Origin of the sequence: Bacterioplanoides sp. SCSIO 12839, from assembly GCF_024397975.1 — a bacterium.
GTDB lineage: Bacteria > Pseudomonadota > Gammaproteobacteria > Pseudomonadales > Oceanobacteraceae > Bacterioplanoides.
On sequence record NZ_CP073745.1, the window covers coordinates 1341338 to 1363548 of the forward strand.

The window sequence follows — 22211 nt, forward strand, 5'->3', positions numbered from 1 at the left end:
GTAGAAACAAATTACACTACTCGAAAAGACTTCATAGCAGATTCCATCCAAAAGAAGAGTCCGAAGATGGTCGGAGTTTACCGTTTGGTGATGAAAGCAGATTCTGACAAATTTCATGCATCTTCTATTCTGGAGCTTATGAAAAATATTACGGAAAAGGTATCGAAGTTGTGATATACGAATCTACATTTGAAGGTGAGAGCTTATTTAATTCGAAAGTTGTCAATGAACTATCTGAGTTTAAAAATATATCTGATGTGATTGCAACGAATCGATTGGTTGACGAATTGTTGGGTGTAGCAGGTTCTGTATATACCATAGATTTGTTTGGGAGTGAGTGACACCGTGGTTGATAAAGCAGTTAAGAGTGTGCTGGTAGTTGGAAAGAATTCTTCTGTTTGGAATCTTATTAGAGATAAAGTTTCCTTTATTTTTAATGAGGTGTCTCATGCAGATGTCAAATCATTCAATTTAGATAAAGTATATGATATAGCAATAGTTTTTTCTTATTCTGATAGTAAGCAGCAGAACGCTGAACTTCTCTCCGCCCTATCTGTTTACGTTAGAAAAATTGTATATATTAGCAGCATGTCATGTGAGTATGCGGAGAAAGGGTATAGGTACAATTACCCTAAGGTTAAGTTGTTTTGTGAAAGATATATCAAAGAAAAGAAAAATTTTGAATCATACGAAATATTAAGAATTGGTCTAGTTAAAGAAAGTTACGAAAATCTTAAGCTCTCAGGATGTTATTATCAGACATCCTTGCTATCCATTTCTGAAAGATTAGATTCAATATGTCTCGGGAAAAGATGTTCTGGGAATGATTTGGTTATAGAGGTAAGTTATCCATTTTCCTCAAGGTTTGAGTCACTTTTTCATGCAGTTTATAAATTTATTCAGCGCCCCAGCTTCCTGTCCTTCGTTATTACTAGAATGCTAGATGTGGGGTTAAAAGTAGTGTCTGTCGGATGGTATGGTTATAGTGAAAAATTCAAATGATAGATCTTATGAATACGTAATAGTAGGTTCAGGGCTAGCTGCATTAGGGGCAGCAATGGCTTTGGAGGAAAAGGGAGTTAACTATTGTATTGTAGGTCGAGATTTTAATTCTGTAGATGTTTATCCAAATCAACAATTGATTACTTCCAGTCTTTTTGGCGGGGCTTCTAACTATTGGCACGGCGTTATACCTCTAAGGCAGTTGAAAAGCGATTTGTCACGATCACTATTTGAACGGTTTTATGATGTTGAATTATCTGGTTGTATTGAAAATAAAATTTTTATACCGAGAAGACCTATTAGATCGAAAGAGTATTTTTGTTCAGATAGAGTTATTGTAGAAGATGTCTGCAGTATATCCGAGCAGGATGGTCAAGTTAAAATATTATTAAGTTCCGACCAGGAATTGTTTGCCAGAAAGGTTGTTATTGCTTGCGGAGTTAGAGCAACAGGAGATTTACTTCTTTCGTCTTCTCTGATTCAGGAGCAAGGGATTTCGATTGATGATCATGTTTGTGGTTACGTTGGATTGATGTCATTGAAAGACGTCGAGCGTATCTGTCGAAAAAAAATATCTACTTCAATCAATCGAGAAGGATATGAAATTGAGTCTATTCTTGATGAATCAGCTGGTATCCTATATACCTTCAGGCCGGCACACTTTGAAATGCTGAACAAAGAAGCACAATTGAGAGGGGGGCCTGTATATGGAAAAGGTGGGAAGTTAAAAGCGATCTTTGAAGTTGTTCGCTCCTTTAAGCTAGGTAGGCTTATGGAAGCTGTGAGCCTTAAAACGGGAATATGGTTTAGGCCTAAATATGTATCAGTTCATTTTCAAGCTCAATCTGAAAAAGTTCATATAAAAGATTCGAATGCTTGGAAAATATCACAGGAAAATTATTCTGTATTAGAGCGGGTGAAATGCTCCTCAGAGAAAATTGGCTTTTCAATAACCGATGGCTATTCTGAACAAAGTACGTATTTTGGTAATCATCTATTCAATTTAAGCTATAACAGAGTAAATTCTAATATCTGGGATAATATTTCTATCGTTGATGCGAGCTCAACTCAGAATATAGGAGGTTATCACCATTCCTTTTCTCAATTAGTGATAGCATATAAGAAATTAATTAAAGATGAATCTTCTTAAAATATCTCAATATGGGCTAGTTAGTACAGCAATAGCTGCACTATGTTCCTTTTTTATACTTTTTATTATAAATAATTCGTTGAGTGTCGATGAATCGTCACATGTGCGCTATGTATACAACTGGGCCGTTTCACTAAGCGTGTTGGCGTGCTTAGGTTGGGATTCGGCTATTGTGAGGGCTGCTAGGTCAGATGCGTATAAGCTATTTCAGTTTTCATCAACTGGTATTCCTACGCTATGTTTGCTTGCTTTATTTTGCTGGTATTTTGTAGGAGGTGATTATCTCTTGATCGCAATTATTTCTTTCAGCTTTATGTCTGTGCTAATTAGATTTAACTACGTTCGGTCTGTTGGCAGGTTTGAAGAGTACATTTTAGGAATCAATGTTTATGACAAGTTGTTGCGACTCTTTCTTGTAATAGTCGGAGTTTATTTTTTTGAAGAAAATGTTCTTTCTTTTTTTGTATGCTGTTACTTAATATTTTATTTATTCTCATCTGACTTTGATTTATCTTCGATTTTTCAGGGGGCGGCTTTATATTGTCGCGGATTGTACGGAAAGCTGAATGTCGGCTTCTTGTTTGCAGGTGCATATATGGTTTTTATGTCAAGAGGAATTTACTTGATAGGTGATGACCTGCCTCTTCTTGTATTAAGGGAAATTGATTTTTCCTTGTTGATGTCTGCCTTTCTATTTGTACCAATTCAGACGATTGTCAAATATCATGAAGTTGGAGGTGGTAATAATAAGGCCATGTATTTAACTGATAGCCCTTCGAGAGTACAGTATAAAGTTATTATGTTAGAATTTTTTGTTTTTATCGGGGTTATTGGTGCTGGAGTTGTTCTCAGTGATTATTTCATTGGAAATAAGATTGATACGAAAGTTCTTTGTGGAGTGTTGGCAATTACTGTTCTTATGAGTACTTTTCCTAATCCTGTTCAGGTGCTAACTGTAAATCAAAACTACTGGGGGGCGGGAGTCGTAGTATTGGTGCTTGCATCTGTTGTTTTATTTGAGGGTTATTTCAAAACTTTTGAAAAGAAATTGTTACTTTATACCTTCGGTGTGGCTTTTAGTTTTATATTTTTTTGTATCTTTAACTGGAGGAATTTGTCGTTAAACTTTTCAATTTTACGCTTACTTAGGACAGTTTTTTTTATGTCTTTATTGTTTCTTATTGGGTATTTTTATGAGTAATACTTCAGTAACTGTTGTTATTCCATTTTATAATGGTAATTGCTATTTGGATGAAACATTAGATAGCATAGAAACGCAGAGTTCACTCGTCGATGAGGTGGTGTTCGTTATTGATAATAATAGTGAGGTTCCCCGGTTTAATCGTAAGTATTCGTTCCAGATAAAAAAAATAGCTAATCCCGAACCTTACAATGGTGCAGGGATATGCCGTTATTATGGTTTTCAGGAGGCTTCTAGCCGGTTTGTAGCATTTCTAGACCCAGATGACTTATGGAAAGAGGATAAAGTTAAGAAGCATAGGGATTTTATGCTGAAAAACGAATTAGCCTTTTCATTTGGAGGGTATGATAATTTTGTGGATGATGGTGGCGAAAGAAATATAGTTAATACTATTGTACCTGAAGGACCATATGATTTAGACAGGTTCTTGAGCAAAAGTTTTACTATTGGTTGTTTAACTGTTTTGGTTGATAAATGGAAAGTAAGTTCCGTTGAGAAAAACTACCTGAAGAGGCGGAATGATTACATGATGTGGTTTCATCTACTTAAGTATGCAGGTGAAAATTCACTTAAGTGGGGAGGCTTTAAAGAGTCTTTAGCCATGCATCGAATTCACTCTGAATCTTTGACTGATTCAAAAGTAAAAGCCGCTTTTGCCTATTGGGGATATTTGAAGAAGTTACCAGTGACTGGGGTTAATAGGGTTAGGTTTTTTATGTGTTATGTTATTAACACGGTAAGAGAGAGGTTGCTATGAGGGTTCTTGTTTATGGTTATTATGATGATTTTGCTAATTTCTTCTTGAACGTTCGTAACTTCCACAAGGCTATAAATAAAGAAGCAGAATATTTTTTTATTACGCCTAATATTAGTGGTTATCTAACATGGGATGACAGTAATAAATATTTAATTGGAAGTAAGTTTAAATTTATAAAGAATAAAAAATCATCTTACGAAAGATCGATACTAGCTGATATTAATGCTCTAAGTATACTAGAGGGAAAAGATGCCAATGACACTATTGCACAGAAGAAACTAGATGAAATAGGTGATGTTTTTTGCAAATTTGTACCGGATGTTGTGGTAATATCTGGTGACTCTAGACCAAATTCAAGAGTAGTGAGGTTTTGGGCAGATCAAAGAAATATCAGAATGCTGTATTTTGAACAGGGACCGAAAGGTACTACTTTGATATCTCCTTATGGTGTGACCGCAAATCACATAGCTTATTCTATTGATAATGAATACAGCATGCCTTCTGTCACTCCAGATCTGGTAACTTATAACCCAAATCGATGGCAGCGATATTTAGATGTGCTACAGATGTTTTCTTCGGATTTAGAAAGTCGTTTTGACTTAGCAATGATGTTGCGCAAGAAAAATAATAAAAAACCTATGAAACTTACGCCAGCAAAGAATATAAAATCTAGGTTGTTGGTTGTTCTTCAGGTTCCTAAAGATATTAATTCTATATTTCATGGTAAGTTTTTCTCAATTAATCAACTCGTTATATATCTTGATAAAACTGTTCCAAAAGAAGTCGAGATTGTCTTCAGAGAGCACCCTATGTATCGAGGCTCATATGATAAAAGTTTATATGAGTATATTTCTAATGGTGATAGGTTGTTATTGGATAGTGCTGAGGCTGGAGTTCCAGTGAGATGGGGGGACTATTTTTCAATGATAACAGTTAATTCTTTAATGACTTTTGAAGCAATAGACCATGGGGTTCCGGTTGCGTTACTGGGAAGAGCGTGCTACGGAGGTTTAGCGAGTAATTGTGAATTTCACAATGATTTAAAAGAATTCCTGTTATCTACATATAAAAAAGATAAAAGTGTCCCCGACAGTGATGAGATAGAAAGATATCTTAAAAATACATTTTTGCCCGGCCACTATCGGTCTGCTACAAAAGAATTGTTAAGTAATGTGGCCTATCGAATAGAAGGAACTAAATAATGTGTGGTTTCTATGGTGAAACTTTTAACCTAAAACGTGATGAAACAAAAAAGCTTTCACATTTGCTTAATTATAGAGGGAATGATGAGCTTAATGTCAGTATAGAAGACGATGTTTTTTTAATGCACAGTCGCTTGTCAATCACTGGGACCAAGCATAATTCTTCTCAGCCAATAAAAAGCAGTTGCGATAGATATCATTTGGTTTTTAATGGAGAGATATATTCTATTTACGGTGAGGATAGTGAATATTTGCGGGAGTATGGTGATACCCTTGCTTTGCTAAAAGCTATAGAGAAATATGGTGTTGAAGACTGTTTTTTAAGATTAAATGGGATGTTTTCCATAGTTATTCATGACCTAAAAGAGAATAAAATAATTATGGCTAATGACTACTTTGGTCAGAAGCCTTTATATTATAAAGTAGTTGAAGGTCAGGGAGTAATTTTTGGATCAACAGGCGAGCTATTATCTGAAGGTAAAGCCCTTGATAAAGATGGGGTTCAAGATTATATAACTTTCGGCTTTGTATTGCCCGAGAATTCAATATATTCCGATGTGAATCGTGCACGACCTGGTTCGTTAGTTGTTTACGATCTTGTTGATAAGAGACTTTCGATTACAGAAAGTTATCAAAATAATAATTTTTATCTAGATTCGTCAAATAATTATGATATTAATTTGGTTTTGCAGGATGTGATGAGAGATCATTCTTATTCTGATTTCCCAATTGCTTTAGCATTGTCTGGGGGGGTTGATTCGACATTGCTTTACGGAGTATTGGATAATGAAACCCGTGAAAAAATTAATGCATTTACCGTTAAAAGCGATGATGTCGAAGAATCACAAAATGCTTTGTTGGCAGTGGACTATTATGGAGGCAAAACTGAGCTTCTTGATAATTTCAATGTCGATAGTATAGAGTTATTAAAGGAATTGATTTTGTGTTTGGATGAACCGAATTCAGACACTGCAATTTTATCCAGTAGTAGTATCTTTCGTTTGGCATCCAGAAATTCTAAGGTAATATTTTTAGGTGATGGAGGTGATGAATTATTTCAAGGTTATAATCGCCATAAAATATGGAATCTTTTGTCTCGTTTCCCTAAAGACGGGTTTGTAGCATCTACTCTTATATCTTCACTCATATTACCCCTGGTCAAAGTAGCGGCGAAGATTGGAAAATTAAGCAGTCAAAAGTTAGTTATTCTCAATAATATCTTAAGTAATTTAGATGACAAAAGAATGTTTATTCTGTCCTCATTGGCAATTGATGATTTTAATAAATATAAATATTTAGAGAATGATTCTGATTTTGAAGGATATCCAATTAATTTTATAGATAGAAAGCTCTATTTACCCGGTAATAATCTATATAGAGTAGATCGCTTGTCTCTACTTTATAATATAGAAGCTCGCGCCCCGCTTCTTGACCTTAGAGTTGCTAATGCATCTGACAAAACAAGCTTTAAAGAAAAGTCTACTTGGAATAAAAGTATCCTCAAGCGCCTGAGAAATAGTAAATATACTGGTGTAAATTTTGACGGGAAGAAGATGGGGTTTAATACATCTGTTAAGAGAATTCTTCAATCTACAGAAAGTCAGAATTATATTGATAATGCTATTTCTAAAGCGAAAGAGTTTGGATTTGACTTTAGGGGTCACACTTTGAGTGATAGAAGGCGCTTTAACCTTTTATGTTTTGGACTTTGGTTGGAAAGAATGTAATGAAAAATATACTTACAGCAATGATTTTTTTACTTTCTGGGGTAAGTCTTCATCAATTAATATATAACTTATTTCCTTTCATGCAGAAAAGGTATTCAAATAAATTGCTTGCACTCATTTCGGAAAACGATGGTAGTATCGATTGCGAAATTAAAGAAGACTTCATAGATTATAAATATATCTTTCGAGGAAATTCGTTTGATGGGGCAGTTTGGAAATTTAACAATGCCAGCTTTGATGTAACAGACGAGTTTCTCTATGGCTCGATAGATAAATGGGATTATACGCCAAGAGTTCATTTTCATCACTGTGAATGGGTTTTAAGTGAAAAGGATCCAGTTTCTGCGGTATTAAGGCATATTGAATTATATCAAAGCGCTACATTCTATTGGCACCCCTCTCCAGCAACTCAGCGATTTTTTGTGTTGTTCTACTTATATCTGAAAAATAACTGTCCTGAGTTGAAAGTTCAGATAGATCTTCATGTAGAATACATTGTATCTAATATTGAGATAAATCTTGATGGCAATCACTTCTTAGATAACTTGTTAGCAATTACTGCCTATGCTCTTTTGACCAATAATGGAGGTTTGCTTAAGAAAGTTGTGGAAGATATTGATAAGTATTTTTTGGTGGAGAAGGAATATTTTCCTGAAAAAACACCATGCTACTGCGCGCTTTTGTATTCGAGATTAGAAATAATATTAGCAATAAATAATACCCGAAAAGAAACTGAAGATATTCTGGTACGTTTAAAAAATCTCTTGTTGAACAATCCCCCAGTGCACTTGAATGATAGCTACTTAGAGTTAAGGAATTGGTATGATGTATATCCTAAAAATAGTAGAGTGAGTGCGGACTATTACCTACATAAAGTGCTAGAAGGCCAGAAAAAATCAATTACATTGATAGGCAATGGGTTCGCTAAGAGGGGTTATCAAGCACATTCTCATGACTGTTGTGCTGCAATGTTTGTTCAATGTTCGGATGGCAGCCAGCTTATAGGCGGGTTAGGCACTAAAAGTTATGCTTCAGATCACTATCGGAATGATATTAGATCAAGAACGTCTTATTTTAGGCCTGAAATTATATCTAAGAAGATAGACTATAAGCTTTTTATGGGGTCTTTTAGAAATTTTTCTATCGATAATAATAAGTATTCGTTATCGCTAAATAATAATATCGCTCACATGAAAGTTGTTGAAGGATATGGAGTGAAAATTATTGATGATAAGATTTTTTTTGAGAATATAAAATCTTTACCAATCGTTTTCTATTCCGATTATGATAAGTCTTGTATTAAAGATCATTTGATTTTTTCAGGATTTTCTATTATTTCGGTAGAGGATAGTGATCGGTGGGATGGTATATGTAATAAAGTTAAGTCGCATAAGTATACAGTTATGGCTGACTCGGATATATCATCGATACAGGTTTTATAATATGTTTAATTTGTTCGGTGCTAGTGTAAAATATGTAGATGTTATAGTAGGGGTTTTAATTTTTTCATTGGTATGCGTATTTGCGTTATTTGACGTTAGAGATTCTTTTTTTGTATCTTTCATGGCGCTTATGCTTGCAAGCTTTTATTTGGTTAAATATAGAAAGAATCTATATTTATCAATAACTTTGGTTTTTGTTATTGCTTATCCTTTTATATATATTGTTTCACAATATTTAGGTGTTCCATATCATTACCTTCATCAGTATCAAGAAAATGGATATGAGTATATCCTTTTTACGTCGATGCTAGTTTTTATTTTCATATTTTTCTTTTCTGTTAAGAAGAATGTTAGTTTTTATCTTCCAGAATATGAGCTTAAATTAATCTCAACTTTTTTTATTATTCTTGCTGTTTTAATAATGCTCGTTGGATTGGCTTCTGTATGGCCGCCTGTGACAACTGGTTATGGCGTAGAGTCGAGAAGTTCGCAGTTATTTGAATATGCTCTGATATTTTTGGCATTGGGCGTGGTTTTAAAGAGACCAGCATTTAATAAAAAAGATAGAATCCATTCTTTTTTATTTTTCTCAGCGATAGCTGTTTGCATAATTGTTCCTCTCCTATTCGGGAGACGAGGCCCCGCAATGATGTATTTTTGGTTGGCCTTGCTTGTAGTCTCGTTTAACTTCGAAGCGAAAACTATGAAAATAATCTTTGTTTTGGGAGTGATGGTTATTATGAGGCTGTATGCGTTAGATCGAGCAGATACACCATTTAGCATTGAGGCCCTCGTAATGGGAAGTGCTAACAATGGATCAATGTCTAATCATCAGGGGGGAGTCATTGTAAGTTCAGTTACATATATTGGTCTGGTAGAAGAAGGGATTTGGGACTGGGGGGTTCGATTAAAAATGGCCACTGGGGCCTTAGTAGCTTTTTTACCTTATAGTGTCCATCCATTTCCTGAAGTTTTCGTTCATAAATATGTCAATGATTTTGCGACAATTCCAGGATCGGGAGGCTTTCCTTTTGTATATGCTTTCTTATGGGGTGGGTGGAGTCTAGTGATTTTAATAGCATTAGGTGGACGATTTTTGATATGGAACAAGTCGAGTCTTATATCTCTAAATTTGTGTAAAGTACTTGTACTAGCAATGTTTCCCAGGTGGTATGCTTATACACTACCTGTACTACTAAAGTTTCTCTTTTTAGCGTTTATAATAGGTTGTCTTTTTGATCTTCTTTTATCGATAAAGAAGAGAGCTGCTTGATAGACAGAGAGGTGAATGTAGTGGTAAATAACATACATGCTTATTACTCTGATAAGATACATTGGAGTTTTAAAAAATTGAAGAATACAGTGAGGATGACTTCTGGAAGTTCTGATTAAAATCTTCTGTTTTTTAGATAAATGGAATTTTACTAAGGTTACTTCAAATTTTCTGGTAGCTAAGTTGAAAGTAGTAAAAGGTTTGAAATAACTATGCTATTGCTTAATTGTTCGATTACAGTGGAAATAACATGTTGTTGAAAGATATAAAAGCTTATTGTCATTACTTTGGATTAAATGGCTTTGGCTTGATTAGATTGCTATTTTTACGATATTTCTATGTTATTGTTTTAATTAGATTGCAATCTATAAGTAACCCTTTATTTATACCCGTGAAATTCTTATCCAAGGTATTGCTGTCTATGTTATTTAATATAGAAGTTGCAGGTGCTTGCAAGATTGGTGCTGGGCTGATTTTGCCGCATCCTCAAAATATAATTATTGGTGCTGGTTCTTTAGGAAAGAACTGCATAATTATGGCCAATGTTACTATTGGAGCAAGTCTACCAGACCCTGCATTCACTTTATCTTTACGACCTGCAATTGGCGCTAATGTTCTAGTTGGAACAGGCGCTTGCGTTATAGGTGGAATAACCTTAGGTGATAATGTAAAGGTTGGAGCTTTAACTTTGGTAACAAAATCAGTACCAGACAATGGTGTCGTTGTCGGGAAAAACGAAATAAAATGATAATATCGAGAAGCTAAATTGGTGCGAAATTTAGCTTCTCAAAAGGTTCAATTTTTTACATATAATTTTTTTTCAATATTTCTGAAATTGTAATGGCGATTGCTTTGTTGGCATCTCTATCAACGTGGCAGTAATCGTAAAAATGGCTCTTAACTCCGAGGTGATCTAGGGCGTTTGATATATCATGGAAGTTATAGTTTTTAAGTCTTTCATCTTTCTGAATGTCATTGAGTACTAATTTAGTCAGTTTTTTTATGCCAGCGTATTTATTAAAGTGTTTCCTTTCGTACTCACTAAGCTCTTTTCTTGTAGTATAAATCTCAGGTTGCCATAGAAATATAGGCGTTATACCATATTCTTCTGCTACGGCCGATATCATCTTTACGTTGTTTATGTATGTGTTAATAATCTCTTTTGAAAGCTCATGAAAAGTTTCATCATTTACATTAGCACTCAAGCTAGTAAGTCTTTTTCTAGAGGATGATTGAGTTTTTGCTGGAAAAACATATTTGTCGATGGCCTTGAGGATATTTGGCTTATAAGGGTTCGTTAGTATTTTATACCCATAAGAGTTCTCTATTCCGACTCTCGTCATATCTTCGTGAAAATGACCTATGTTTTTAAACTGACTGTTTTTAAACAACTTACCTCTTTCGTAGGCTTCTACATGACGGCCTACTTCATTTACACCATCGTAAAAAATAGCATATTTAAGGTTTTGAGAGCGAATAACTTCTATAAAAGTCATTAATTCTGAAGTTGAATTGTATGCCCCCACGCCATAGTTGTAAATTGAAAACCTTTTGTTAAGCTGCTGTTCAAGGAGTACAGGGATAGTATGGTCGTCGTTTGTGAAAATAGAAAAGGCCGTACTCCCGCCAAAGAAACCAATTAGACTATCAGCCTTTATTTTTTCTGATTGGCTATTCCGAAAACCATGTTGATCGAGTGTTATATAACTTCCTTTGAAATTTTCTTTTAATTTGTACCATCGATACGGGTGAAACTGCAAAGTGTCATTATATATAGCCTTATTGTCATCTTTTAATTTCTGAAAGTCTAAGTTATGTCGTTCAGCAATCTCATTAGTTATGAGAGGCTTTTGTGATTGTGTAAAGCTATCGATATTAACTATAAAATAAGAAATAAATTCAATGACCAATAGCGTAAATGTTGTAATAATCGCATAAGCAATAAGCGGATTTTTTTCAAATCTATTGTCAGTCAAGTTCAAACTCCTTCATCCAATCTTTATTTTCGACCAAATCTTCTTGGTCTTCTTTTCTTAAAATAAAACCATCTATGACTAGAAGATCCATTTCAGTTCTCATGAAGCATCTGTAGCTATCCTCAGGTGTACAGACTACTGGTTCTCCTCTAACATTGAAGGATGTATTAACAAGAACAGGGCAGTCGGTGATTTCGTAGAATTTTTCTAGTAAGCGGTGATACCTCGGGTTTCGATTTTTATTTACCGTTTGTACTCTAGCGCTATAGTCTACATGCGTGACAGCGGGTATTTCACTTCTTGCAATATTAATCTTCTCGACCCCAAAAAGAGCTTCTTGTTGTTCGCTCATTTTGATTCTTTTTGAGTCTTTAACTGGGGCGACAAGCAGCATATATGGACTATGTGTATCTAACTCAAACCAATCCGAAACGTGTTCTTCTAAGACTGATGGTGCAAATGGTCTGAAGCTTTCTCTAAATTTTATTTTAAGATTCATTTTGGATTGCATACTTGGCATTCTAGGATCGCCAATAATGCTTCGAGCCCCCAAAGATCGTGGCCCATATTCCATTCGACCAGAATGCCAGCCGATTACTTTCTGATTAGCAAGTTCCTTGCTTACAATATCCAGAAGAACTTCTTCTTCATAATAAGTATAATTTGCACCGGCTTTATCAAGGGCCTGCTTAATCTCATCTGGATTAAAAGATGGGCCCAAATAAGCTCCTTTCATACTGTCGTTTGCTTGTGCAACTCGATCATTAGAAAATTCTTGGTAATAGGCGCTCATCGCACCTCCAAGGGCTCCGCCTGCATCTCCAGCTGCTGGCTGAATCCATATATTGGCATCTAAGTTTTTTAGAAGTTTGCCATTGCTGACGCAGTTTAATGCTACTCCGCCAGCTAAACAAAGATTTTTACTTTGGGTAATATCTAATGCATGTTTTGCTAACTTCAACATAACTTCTTCAGTTACTGCCTGAATTGAAGCTGCCAAGTCCATTTCTCTTTGAGAGATTTCAGATTCACTAACTCTAGGTTCGCCGCCGAACAGCTTGTGAAACTTGTTCGATGTCATTGTTAGACCAGTTGTATAGTTGAAATAGCTCATATCCAGTTTAAATGAGCCGTCAGATTTTATATCGATTAAATGATCTTTGATTAAGTCAACGTATTTGGGCTGTCCATAAGGCGCTAGCCCCATAACTTTATATTCACCACTATTAACTTTGAACCCCGTGTAATAAGTGAAGGCAGAATATAAAAGCCCTAATGAATGCGGAAAGTTGATTTCTTTCACAAACTCAATTTTATTGTCCTTGCCGTAAGAAATAGATGTGGTGGCCCACTCTCCTACACCATCGACAGTAAGAATTGCGGATTCTTGGAATGGAGATGGATAGAAAGCACTGGCCGCATGGCTTTGATGGTGCTCGCCAAATAATAGCTTTTCTAATATATCCTTCTTGAATTTTTTAACTTTTTTATTAGATAAGGAAATATTTGATTGTCGGTATAAAGATTCAAATTCTCTAGCAAGTGTTTCCTTAAGGTATAGTTTGTCTTTTAACCAAATAGGGATTGACCTGATAAAGGAATTGAACCCTTTAGGGGCTTCAGATAAGTATGTTTCTAATAATCGTTCGAATTTTAAGAAAGGTTTGTCATAGAAAGCTATACTATCAACTTCTTCAAGATTAATTCCGGCTTCTGTCAGGCAATAATTTATTGCATTCGAAGGGAAGTTTGCATCCTGTTTTTTCCGGGTAAACCTTTCTTCTTGTGCCGCTGCTAGGATTTCTCCATTTTTAATCAGTGCGACACCCGAATCGTGATAATAAGCAGAAATTCCTAAAATATACATATAGCCACTAAAATAAAGTATAAATGAATGGTGCGATAGCGCTGCCTTTTGCTAATACGATTAACGCGCCGAGTAATAACATAATTAGCATGATCGGAGCTAACCAAAGTTTCTTTCTGGCTCTTAAAAAGGCCCATAATTCTTTTAATATTGTCATCTTAGATCTCTTAGAACTGATTTTTCATTGATTCAGGTTGTTTGCTTCTTTCTATCCAGTAGCTATTCTTAGATATGTCAATCTTTTTACTGAGAGGATCTTTTCCTATGACTTTAAAGAATAGAGAGATTGGGGTAAATAATCCAAAAAATAGAATGAACATTATAACCCGCCCCATGATAGAACCGATTAATTCACCAATATTTACCCACCATGTATATGGTCTTAATAATGTCTTAGGCAAAAATATTGACGTTACTGTTAACACAAGAATTAAAGCACCGAACGCAATGCTCCATTGTCTGTGTGAGTCGAACAAAAGACTTGCCAGGATAAGCAATATGATTGACCAAATAAATGAAAAGACTCTTATATCCTTACTGCTAATATTATCCGCCATTTTAAGTTCCTAGCACTTTAAGATGTTTCAAATCATGAATTATACCACTCAAGTATCGGTCAGTTAATCATAATCTTGCTTTCTATGATCTTGTAATTAGAATGGCCAATCGTTAAGTCAAGTAGGTCTGTTTGGTATGAAAGTACTTATCACTGGAGTGAGCGGTTTTATAGGAAGTAAGGTAGCCTCGAACCTAGATTGTGAGCTAGTCGGCCTTTCTAGGAGAGTTGATTATGCCCCTGGGTTTCCTATCTATTCCAGGTCTATTGGGCCTTTAGAAGATTTTACAGAGTGTTTGCAGGGGGTTTCCGTAATAGTCCATTGTGCAGCGCGTGTTCATATTATGAGTGATTCTGAGTCCGATCCCTTAGATAGCTATAGGGCGGTTAATACCGAAGGTACTTTGAATCTGGCTCGCCAAGCTGCTCAGGCAGGAGTTAAGCGATTCATTTTTATAAGTACAATTAAGGTAAATGGAGAATCTACGAAAGAAGGGCAGGCGTTTACTTCCAATGATACTCCCTGTCCAGAAGACCCGTACGGTGTTTCTAAATCTGAAGCTGAAGCAAGTTTGCTCGATTTAGCAAAGAAAACAGGTCTTGAGGTTGTCATTATCAGGCCACCTCTGGTATATGGTGAGGGGGTAAAAGGTAATTTTAAAAACTTGGTCAAACTTGCTAAGCTGCCCCTGCCTCTACCTTTCGGAGCTATTTATAATCGGCGAAGTATGGTCTACGTACAAAACTTAGTTGATCTGATCATTGTATGTATCGAACATGAAAATGCTCCCAATCGCATATGGCTGGTATCGGATGATGATGATTTATCACTATCTAGGCTGATATCGCTTGTCAGAAAATCCCTTGGCAAGTCTGAATGCTTGCTTCCGGTGCCTGTGGGGGTCTTTCGTTTAATTGGTAAGTTGACTCGGAAGGAGCAAGTTGTGGATCGACTGATCGGTAATTTGCGTGTCGACTGTAGTAAAACAAAAGAAGCTTTGGGGTGGACTCCATCGTATACAGTAGAACAAGGCATAAAAGCCGCTGTTGCTGGCTATTGCTGATAGGAGCTCTTAGTTATGTTGCGTGTATTTGATTTTACTTTTTCATTGTTTGGGTTGATCTTCGGTTCTCCTGTGTTGCTGATTATTTATTGTATTGGCCTGGCTGATACCGGCTCGCCCTTGTTTAAACAAGAGCGAGTAGGGCGTAATAAAAAACCTTTTACTCTGGTTAAATTCCGTACGATGAAAGTTGATACCGAATCGGTTGCTAGTCACTTAGCCTCTTCAAGCTCTATCACTAGGCTAGGTGGTTTTCTTCGAAAAACTAAGCTGGATGAGCTGCCTCAATTATGGAATGTTCTCAAAGGTGAAATGAGCTTGGTAGGACCGCGACCAAATTTATTTAACCAAGAAGAACTAATTTCTGAGCGTGAAAAGTTATCTGTTTACGGTGTTCGCCCCGGTATTACAGGTTTAGCTCAGATTAATGAAATTGACATGTCGACTCCTGAGCTTTTAGCACAGACAGATGCAAAAATGATTGAAGAAATATCAGTAGCAAGCTATTTCAAATTTATTTTGCAAACCGTTATGGGTAAAGGCTCAGGTGATAGGGTAGAAGGTGGTTTATAAGCTATCTTTTATTTGATGCATTCATAACCCAATCTGGACAATTTTCTTGTTTGTTGTAAGCTGCCGGTGCTTCCAGTAATAGTTTGATCACATCATCTACCCGGAATTCGTGGCAGGCCTGATCTAGTCGGTGGAGAAAGTTATGAGTCTCCGGCCAACTTAGAAATATTTCATGAGCAGTCATAATTCTGGGGTGTGTTGTTCCTTCTACATTGTCTCCGATTAATAATTCCTCATACAGCTTTTCTCCTGGTCGAAGTCCTGAGAATTCGATTTCGATATCTCCGTTTGGGTCTTCTTCCGTTTTCTCGGTCAAACCTGATAGCTGAATCATCTTCTTGGCAAGGCTTGTGATTTTAACTGGTTCTCCCATATCTAATACAAAGACATCGCCGCCTTTACCCATTGCGCCTGCTTGAATTACCAATTGAGAGGCTTCCGGAATAGTCATGAAGTAACGAATAATATCCGGGTGCGTTACTGTAATGGGGCCGCCTCCTTTAATTTGTTTGCGAAATAGGGGGACGACCGAACCAGAGGAGCCTAATACATTACCAAAGCGAACCATGCAGAATAAAGTGTCGCTTTGTCGTTCGTTGAGTGCTTGTAAGACCAGTTCTGCTAGGCGTTTTGAAGTTCCCATAACGTTAGTGGGGCGTACAGCTTTATCAGTTGAAACAAGCACAAAACGTTCAACTCCGGCTGCGATTGCTGCCTCTGCGCAATACCATGTACCAAAGACATTATTGCGAACACCTTCAACAACATTGTGTTCTACTAAGGGAACATGCTTGTAGGCTGCAGCATGATAGATGGTTTGAACCTTAAAGGTTTTAAAAATTGTTTCTAAGCGATTTTGGCGTTGGACGGAGCCAAGTATAGATATCAGTTTTACACCTAACCCTTTTTCTTCATTTGTTCGGGTGAGTTCTTGTTCAATTGAATATAGGCTGAACTCATTCAGTTCAAATAATATTAGCGTTGTAGGTTTTTGTTTGATGGCTTGTCTGCATAACTCGGACCCAATAGAGCCTCCTGCGCCAGTTACTAGTACAACTTTGCTGGTAATGTTTTGGCTGATTAATCCATTATCTGGGCTGACAGGGTCACGTCCCAATAAATCTTCAATTTCAACTTCTCGGATCTCTTCAAGTTTTGCTTTTCCACTGATAATATCTGCAACTGCAGGTGTAGTTAATACCTCAATTTTTTTATGTGAGAGTTTTTCAATCAGTTGTTTGCGCTTAGCAAAACTTGTATCTCCAAGTGCCAAAAGGATTTTTTGGCAAGGGCGATCCTCTAATATTTCATCAATAGAATCGTAGCTGTAAACTTTTAAGCCATTAATCTGTGTGCCTTGTTTCTTTTTGCAATCATCTATAAACGCAATTGGTTTACAGTCTTTGTTGGTTGCTAAAGAGTGACTTAGCTCTAGACCCTGCTGCCCAGCACCGTAGATGATGACGGGTTCAGCCCCAGCGCGCCCTTGTTGTTGAACGAGGCTGCGTATAAAAAGGCGGGGTAAGGCTAGTAGTGCAAATGCAGTGAATATGTAAATAATAACGCTGGATCGTGGCAGAGATGCTTGGGTTAAGAAGCTTGATGTTCCTAATGTCGTTGCTGAAATTAAGATCCCAATACCAATGGAGCTAAATGCTTGACTGGTCATGAATCGAATAACCGCCCGATAAAAGCCTAATTTTACAAAAATGCCTAAGGTTGTCAGAGTTGTAATAATGGCACTGATAACAACCCCATCATTAAAGGTCGGTGAGACATCACCGTGCCTCAAAGCCAGTGCTATATAAATGGCTAAAGGGATGGCAAGGGCATCGTAGCCAAGTGTGATTAGGCGTTTGGTTGAGCGTTTTGACTCAAGCAGCTTTTGTAACATAAGAATTCATCATCCGTGTAGCTTTACGGTGTTGTAATTATAGTCGTCATTTAATCTTTCGAAATGCGACTGCCTACCGCGCCTTGTTGGTCACGATATTTCGCATTTTCACGTTTGTTATATGGTTTGATAGCAGGGCTGGAGAGGGTTTCAAACGACATTGCGCAGATCACCATGCCCGGGCGCAGAGCCAGTGGCAGCTTACCGTTGTTGTAGAGCTCCAATACAATCTGGCCATCCCAGCCGGGGTCAATGCGTCCGGCGGTGACATGAACCATCAGGCCAAGGCGTGCAAGGGAGCTGCGTCCATCCAGCCAGCCGACCAGATCATCTGGAATGGAGACGGACTCTAGTGTTGCGCCAAGAATTAATTCACCAGGATGAATAAACAGAGCATCATTTTCAGCAATTTCGATTTCCTTGCTCATAATGCGATCAATATCGCGCTCAAGCTGATCGCGATCGCCAGATAGATCCAGGTGAGTTACGGAGTTATTGCTGAAAACACGGAACCGATGGTCCAAGCGAAGGTCTACAGAAATACCAGCGATCGCATCTTTATCGGGTTGTGGCGATATACGGATACTGCCTTCTTGAACACGTTGTTCGATATCACCATCACTTAGGCGCATTGCGGACTTTCCATTACATACAAATGCACTGATTTTACCTGATCGTGATGATTTGGGGTAGGGTGATTGCTGCTCGCTTTGGTCGCAGTGTTACATTTTGATGTCTTTAATATTAATCTCGTAACGGGTTTTGCCTTTTTTCTTATCCTGTAGTTTCACCAGTAAAAAGTTTTTGTCCTTGGCGAACCAGGCAAAAATTTCCCGGTCTTTCTTGCGTCTGATTTGTTGCACTTTGACAGTTTGTAAGGTGCCTTCTGGGGTATTAAGTTCTTCTTCTCCAACGACTTGAAAGCGGAAGGGCTTGTTCTTGTTTTTCTCAAAGACTGGGTAAGTAAATTCAGTGTGTCCAGCTGCCAGATCAAGACCGGCTTGCAACATATAGCTGAGGTTGTCGTGTATTTCTTCCTGCCAAATATTTTCGTATATGAGGTTGTTTTCCTGATCCTGGATTGTATGGCTTTGCGGTAAAAAGCTGAGGGTGCGATCCGGCTCATTGAATAAACCGCTGGCACGATATTGGTAGCTGAGTGGTTGTATTCGCTGCTCCTGAGTCAGTTTAAATACCGATTTCTCGACTAATTTGGCGGCGTTGGTTTCCGCCTCAAACGTCATTTGCCAGCGAAGATCATCGAGTTGTTTCAATTCGCGTTGAGCATCGATATCAATGGTGAACCAACCCATTTTCCATTGTGTCGTATAGTTGGCTGTAAAAGGCTTTAGCTCAGCCTGGCTGAGGTTGGTGAAAAAGATCATTGATAACAGTAGGGCTGTTCTGAGTGTATCTGCTTTGAGCGTAGCTACTTTGAGAATAGTTGTTTTGAGCAGGGCTATGTTGAACATAAAAGATACCAGCAATTCCATTTGCTGAGAGTATATCGATTAACTTGTGCAGACGCAGGTTAAAGGATGTAAAGAAGTCATTGCAGACTTATTGATTGGTAAGCGGCAGGCCGGAGGCGGGCAGCTCTGTATTATCAAATAACGCGCTATTGCCTTTCATGGATAAGCGACCACTGACAAACCATTTCACTGCAATTGGATAAATGATGTGTTCTTGAGTATGAACCCGCTGCTGTAAGCTGGTTGCATCATCGCCGTCATAAATTGGCACAATTGCCTGAATGACATTAGGGCCACCATCCAGTTCTTCCGTAACAAAATGTACGGTAACGCCATGTTGTTCATCGCCAGCGTCCAAAGCACGCTGATGCGTATCGAGCCCTTGATACTTCGGCAATAAAGATGGGTGGATGTTTAACATGCGCCCATGGTAGTTAATCACAAACGCAGGGGTCAGGATGCGCATAAAGCCTGCTAAGACAACCAGGTCAGGCTGGTATTCGTCTATTTGTTGCATCAGGGCCATATCGAAGTCTTCACGGTTGGCAAAGTCTTTATGGTTGACGATCTGAGTCTCTATGTCGCGGTCTTTCGCTTTCTGAATCCCGGCAGCTTCAGGCTTATTCGATATCACTGCAGCAACCTCCGCATCGATATCACCTTTTGCAACGGCATCCGCAATGGCCACCATATTGGAGCCACTGCCAGAGATCAGAATAACAATGCGAGGTTTTTCCTGTTGCTCGCTGGGTAAAGCGTTGTTGGTTTGAGCGGGGCTCATAACTGGTGCTTACCCGTGAACTGAACTTGTTCTTCGCCCTCTTGCTGTGGCTGAATATCGCCAATAATCCAGGCGTGCTCGCCTTCAGCATTTAACAGCGCAACAGCTGCGTCTGCTTTGTCTTCGGGCAGCGCGATGATCATGCCCACGCCACAGTTGAAGGTACGGTACATTTCAGATGTCTCAACATTGCCGTTTTCCTGCAACCAGTTAAACACAGCAGGCCACTGCCAGCTGTTGCTATCGATAACAGCCTTACAGTTTTCCGGCAATACGCGTGGAATGTTCTCCTGGAAGCCACCGCCAGTGATGTGAGATAGAGCATGCACTTCGGAAGTGCTGATCAGCTTTAACGTCGATTTAACGTAGATTTTAGTCGGCGCCATCAGTGCATCAGTCAATGGTTGACCATCCAGCTCTGCTGATAAATCAGCACCAGAGACTTCAATGATTTTACGGATCAGAGAGTAGCCGTTGGAATGAGGGCCGCTGGAAGCCAGCGCAATCAGCTTATCGCCAGCCTGGACCTTGCTGCCATCAATCAGCTCGTCTTTTTCTGCAATGCCGACACAAAAACCAGCCAGGTCGTAGTCTTCGCCTTCGTACATTCCTGGCATCTCTGCGGTTTCACCGCCAACCAGAGAGGCACCGGCCTGAGAGCAGCCTTCACCAATACCTTCAACAACCGCTGCGGCAACATCAACGTTCAGTTTGCCGGTGGCGTAATAATCCAGGAAAAACAGCGGCTCTGCGCCAGCAACTACCAGGTCATTAACACACATCGCTACCAGGTCGATGCCAATGCTGTCATGTTTGTTCAGGTCCATTGCCAGGCGTAATTTCGTGCCAACACCATCCGTGCCTGAAACCAGTACCGGTTGTTTATAGCCCTGAGGCAGTTCAAATAACGCACCAAAGCCACCCAGACCAGCCATCACTTCCGGACGGCGAGTACGTTTAGCAACACCTTTGATGCGGTCAACCAGTGCGTTGCCTGCGTCGATATCAACGCCAGCATCTTTATAGCTCAGGGTTTGTTTGTTTTGATCAGGTGCTTGTTCGCTCATGAAAATGTCACAGTTTGGCTAATGGAAAGGCGCGTATTCTAACGATTTGTCCCGGGCTGCGCATCCCGCAAATGCCAATCTGATTGCAAAATTTATCCACAATACTGGTTATATTTACACGTCGTGGCACAATAGCACTTCTGAAAAGTGTCCGCTTAATAATGAAGAACGATACGTGAGATTATTTTTACTAATAATGTTGTTTTCCTGGTCAGGTTTTTCCCAGGCTGTGGTTGTGTCAGATTTATATCAGGTCAGTGTGCCTGTTGAGGATCAAACCCGGGAGAGCCAAAAGCAAGGAATCGAAGCCGCATTGCAGCAGGTTTTAATTAAAGTATCCGGTTTCTCTTCGGTGCTTGATAATGCCGAAATACGACAGCAAATGGGCTCACGCTCTGGTCGGTTTGTGAAAAGCTTTCGCTATGATCGCGATGAGATTGACGACTCGGTCAGGTTAACGGTGATGTTTGCATCGAATCTGATCGATGAGTTATTGCGTAATCATGGTGAGCCGATTTGGGGAAAAAGCCGTCCATTAATTTTAAACTGGCTAGCGATTGAGAGTGACTCAGGTCGTTCAATTGTTAATCAAAATGTGGATGTTTGGCCAAAAATGACCGAACAGGCCTTCTCTGAGCGGGGTCTGCCTCTGTTGTGGCCAGCACTGGATTTGGAAGATGACATCGCTCTGCCGGTTGAAAAGTTATCAGCAGGTTTTAAATCAGACATTCACCAGGCTTCTGAACGCTACCAGGCAGATGGTGTATTGGCTGGTCGCTTGGTTCGTATCTCGTCTGAAGATAATGACAAGGCCTGGTCATACCGGGGCGCTTTTTTTCATCAGCAACAATGGCTGCCGATAGAAATATCATCTTCAAGTCCTGAGTCATCCATGGTAGCAGTCATTGATCAAGTTGCCAGTTACCTGGCTGGTCGTTATGCCGTCAATACCAGTGGCGATACAGCGCAGGGAAATCACCAATTAATCATCTCCGGTATTGAGAGTTTTCAGCAATATCACGATGTTCTGCAGTATTTGAAATCCAAGGTGGCCATCACTGATGTTCAGGTGATACAGGTTCAGAAGCAAACGCTGACATTGTCGTTAACCCTGGCAACCGATTGGGATCAGGTATGGCAGTTATTGGAGCTGGACAAGCGTCTGCTTCAGGATCTGGAAGCGCAACAACTGATCTGGCAGTAAATC

General features: G+C 38.6%; 21 protein-coding genes. 12 read left to right on the plus strand and 9 right to left on the minus strand.

Annotated features, from left to right (window positions below; all coding sequences use genetic code 11):
• Window positions 1–345 precede the first annotated feature (345 nt).
• From KFF03_RS06255 to KFF03_RS06295, 9 genes are all read left to right on the plus strand, one after another.
• A complete protein-coding gene (locus KFF03_RS06255; RefSeq protein ID WP_255859791.1) occupies window positions 346–1002 on the plus strand; it encodes a hypothetical protein in 657 nt (218 codons plus the stop codon).
• Window positions 986–2152 carry a hypothetical protein gene (locus KFF03_RS06260; RefSeq protein WP_255859800.1) on the plus strand — a complete coding sequence of 389 codons (1167 nt, stop codon included), beginning with the start codon at window positions 986–988 and terminating at the stop codon, window positions 2150–2152. The genes KFF03_RS06255 and KFF03_RS06260 overlap by 17 nt, the downstream gene beginning before the upstream one ends.
• Entirely contained in the window at window positions 2139–3353 is a 1215-nt protein-coding gene (locus tag KFF03_RS06265; protein WP_255859802.1) for a hypothetical protein, read from the plus strand. Before KFF03_RS06260 ends, KFF03_RS06265 begins: the two co-directional genes overlap by 14 nt.
• Window positions 3346–4110 (plus strand): glycosyltransferase family 2 protein, encoded by a 765-nt coding sequence (locus KFF03_RS06270; protein WP_255859804.1) that lies wholly within the window; start codon window positions 3346–3348, stop codon window positions 4108–4110. Before KFF03_RS06265 ends, KFF03_RS06270 begins: the two co-directional genes overlap by 8 nt.
• Window positions 4107–5312 carry a hypothetical protein gene (locus KFF03_RS06275; RefSeq protein ID WP_255859806.1) on the plus strand — a complete coding sequence of 402 codons (1206 nt, stop codon included), beginning with the start codon at window positions 4107–4109 and terminating at the stop codon, window positions 5310–5312. The genes KFF03_RS06270 and KFF03_RS06275 overlap by 4 nt, the downstream gene beginning before the upstream one ends.
• The gene (locus tag KFF03_RS06280) at window positions 5312–7039 is read left to right on the plus strand and encodes an asparagine synthetase B (RefSeq protein WP_255859816.1); all 1728 of its coding nucleotides are present in this window, start codon (window positions 5312–5314) and stop codon (window positions 7037–7039) included. Before KFF03_RS06275 ends, KFF03_RS06280 begins: the two co-directional genes overlap by 1 nt.
• A complete protein-coding gene (locus KFF03_RS06285; protein ID WP_255859818.1) occupies window positions 7039–8481 on the plus strand; it encodes a hypothetical protein in 1443 nt (480 codons plus the stop codon). The genes KFF03_RS06280 and KFF03_RS06285 overlap by 1 nt, the downstream gene beginning before the upstream one ends.
• 1 nt (window position 8482) lies before the next feature.
• Window positions 8483–9754 (plus strand): hypothetical protein, encoded by a 1272-nt coding sequence (locus KFF03_RS06290; protein WP_255859820.1) that lies wholly within the window; start codon window positions 8483–8485, stop codon window positions 9752–9754.
• A gap of 250 nt (window positions 9755–10004) precedes the next feature.
• Entirely contained in the window at window positions 10005–10502 is a 498-nt protein-coding gene (locus KFF03_RS06295) for a serine acetyltransferase (protein ID WP_255859829.1), read from the plus strand.
• A 55-nt stretch (window positions 10503–10557) separates the two neighbouring features.
• Here KFF03_RS06295 and KFF03_RS06300 read toward each other — a convergent pair whose 3' ends face one another.
• The 4 genes from KFF03_RS06300 to KFF03_RS06315 are packed head-to-tail and all read right to left on the minus strand — an operon-like array spanning window position 10558 to window position 14154.
• Window positions 10558–11730, minus strand: coding sequence for a hypothetical protein (locus KFF03_RS06300; protein WP_255859831.1), 1173 nt, complete (start codon window positions 11728–11730; stop codon window positions 10558–10560).
• Entirely contained in the window at window positions 11723–13597 is a 1875-nt protein-coding gene (locus KFF03_RS06305; RefSeq protein WP_255859840.1) for a carbamoyltransferase, read from the minus strand. Before KFF03_RS06305 ends, KFF03_RS06300 begins: the two co-directional genes overlap by 8 nt.
• Window positions 13598–13604: 7 nt before the next feature.
• Window positions 13605–13754 (minus strand): DUF5989 family protein, encoded by a 150-nt coding sequence (locus tag KFF03_RS06310; protein WP_255859842.1) that lies wholly within the window; start codon window positions 13752–13754, stop codon window positions 13605–13607.
• 10 nt (window positions 13755–13764) lie between these two features.
• On the minus strand, window positions 13765–14154 hold the full coding sequence (locus KFF03_RS06315; protein WP_255859844.1) for an SxtJ family membrane protein: 390 nt from the start codon (window positions 14152–14154) through the stop codon (window positions 13765–13767).
• 136 nt (window positions 14155–14290) lie between these two features.
• On the opposite strand from KFF03_RS06315, the gene KFF03_RS06320 reads away from it, so the two are divergent.
• Window positions 14291–15217: an SDR family oxidoreductase gene (locus KFF03_RS06320; protein WP_255859853.1), complete on the plus strand. Its 927-nt coding sequence runs from the start codon at window positions 14291–14293 to the stop codon at window positions 15215–15217.
• Between the two features lie 15 nt (window positions 15218–15232).
• On the plus strand, window positions 15233–15790 hold the full coding sequence (locus KFF03_RS06325; RefSeq protein ID WP_255859855.1) for a sugar transferase: 558 nt from the start codon (window positions 15233–15235) through the stop codon (window positions 15788–15790).
• 1 nt (window position 15791) lies between these two features.
• Here the strand turns inward: KFF03_RS06325 and KFF03_RS06330 are convergent, their stop codons facing one another.
• From KFF03_RS06330 to purM, 5 genes are all read right to left on the minus strand, one after another.
• The gene (locus KFF03_RS06330; protein ID WP_255859857.1) at window positions 15792–17684 is read right to left on the minus strand and encodes a nucleoside-diphosphate sugar epimerase/dehydratase; all 1893 of its coding nucleotides are present in this window, start codon (window positions 17682–17684) and stop codon (window positions 15792–15794) included.
• Between the two features lie 50 nt (window positions 17685–17734).
• On the minus strand, window positions 17735–18316 hold the full coding sequence (gene dcd / locus KFF03_RS06335; protein WP_255859859.1) for a dCTP deaminase: 582 nt from the start codon (window positions 18314–18316) through the stop codon (window positions 17735–17737).
• Between the two features lie 90 nt (window positions 18317–18406).
• Window positions 18407–19156 (minus strand): DUF3108 domain-containing protein, encoded by a 750-nt coding sequence (locus tag KFF03_RS06340; protein ID WP_255859861.1) that lies wholly within the window; start codon window positions 19154–19156, stop codon window positions 18407–18409.
• An 88-nt stretch (window positions 19157–19244) separates the two neighbouring features.
• Window positions 19245–19937, minus strand: coding sequence for a phosphoribosylglycinamide formyltransferase (gene purN, locus KFF03_RS06345; protein WP_255859872.1), 693 nt, complete (start codon window positions 19935–19937; stop codon window positions 19245–19247).
• On the minus strand, window positions 19934–21004 hold the full coding sequence (gene purM, locus KFF03_RS06350) for a phosphoribosylformylglycinamidine cyclo-ligase (protein WP_255859873.1): 1071 nt from the start codon (window positions 21002–21004) through the stop codon (window positions 19934–19936). The genes purN and purM overlap by 4 nt, the downstream gene beginning before the upstream one ends.
• A gap of 235 nt (window positions 21005–21239) precedes the next feature.
• Here purM and KFF03_RS06355 point away from each other — a divergent pair, with 235 nt between their 5' ends.
• Complete coding sequence (locus tag KFF03_RS06355) at window positions 21240–22208, plus strand: DUF2066 domain-containing protein (RefSeq protein WP_255859874.1); 969 nt, start codon at window positions 21240–21242, stop codon at window positions 22206–22208.
• Window positions 22209–22211: the final 3 nt, after the last annotated feature.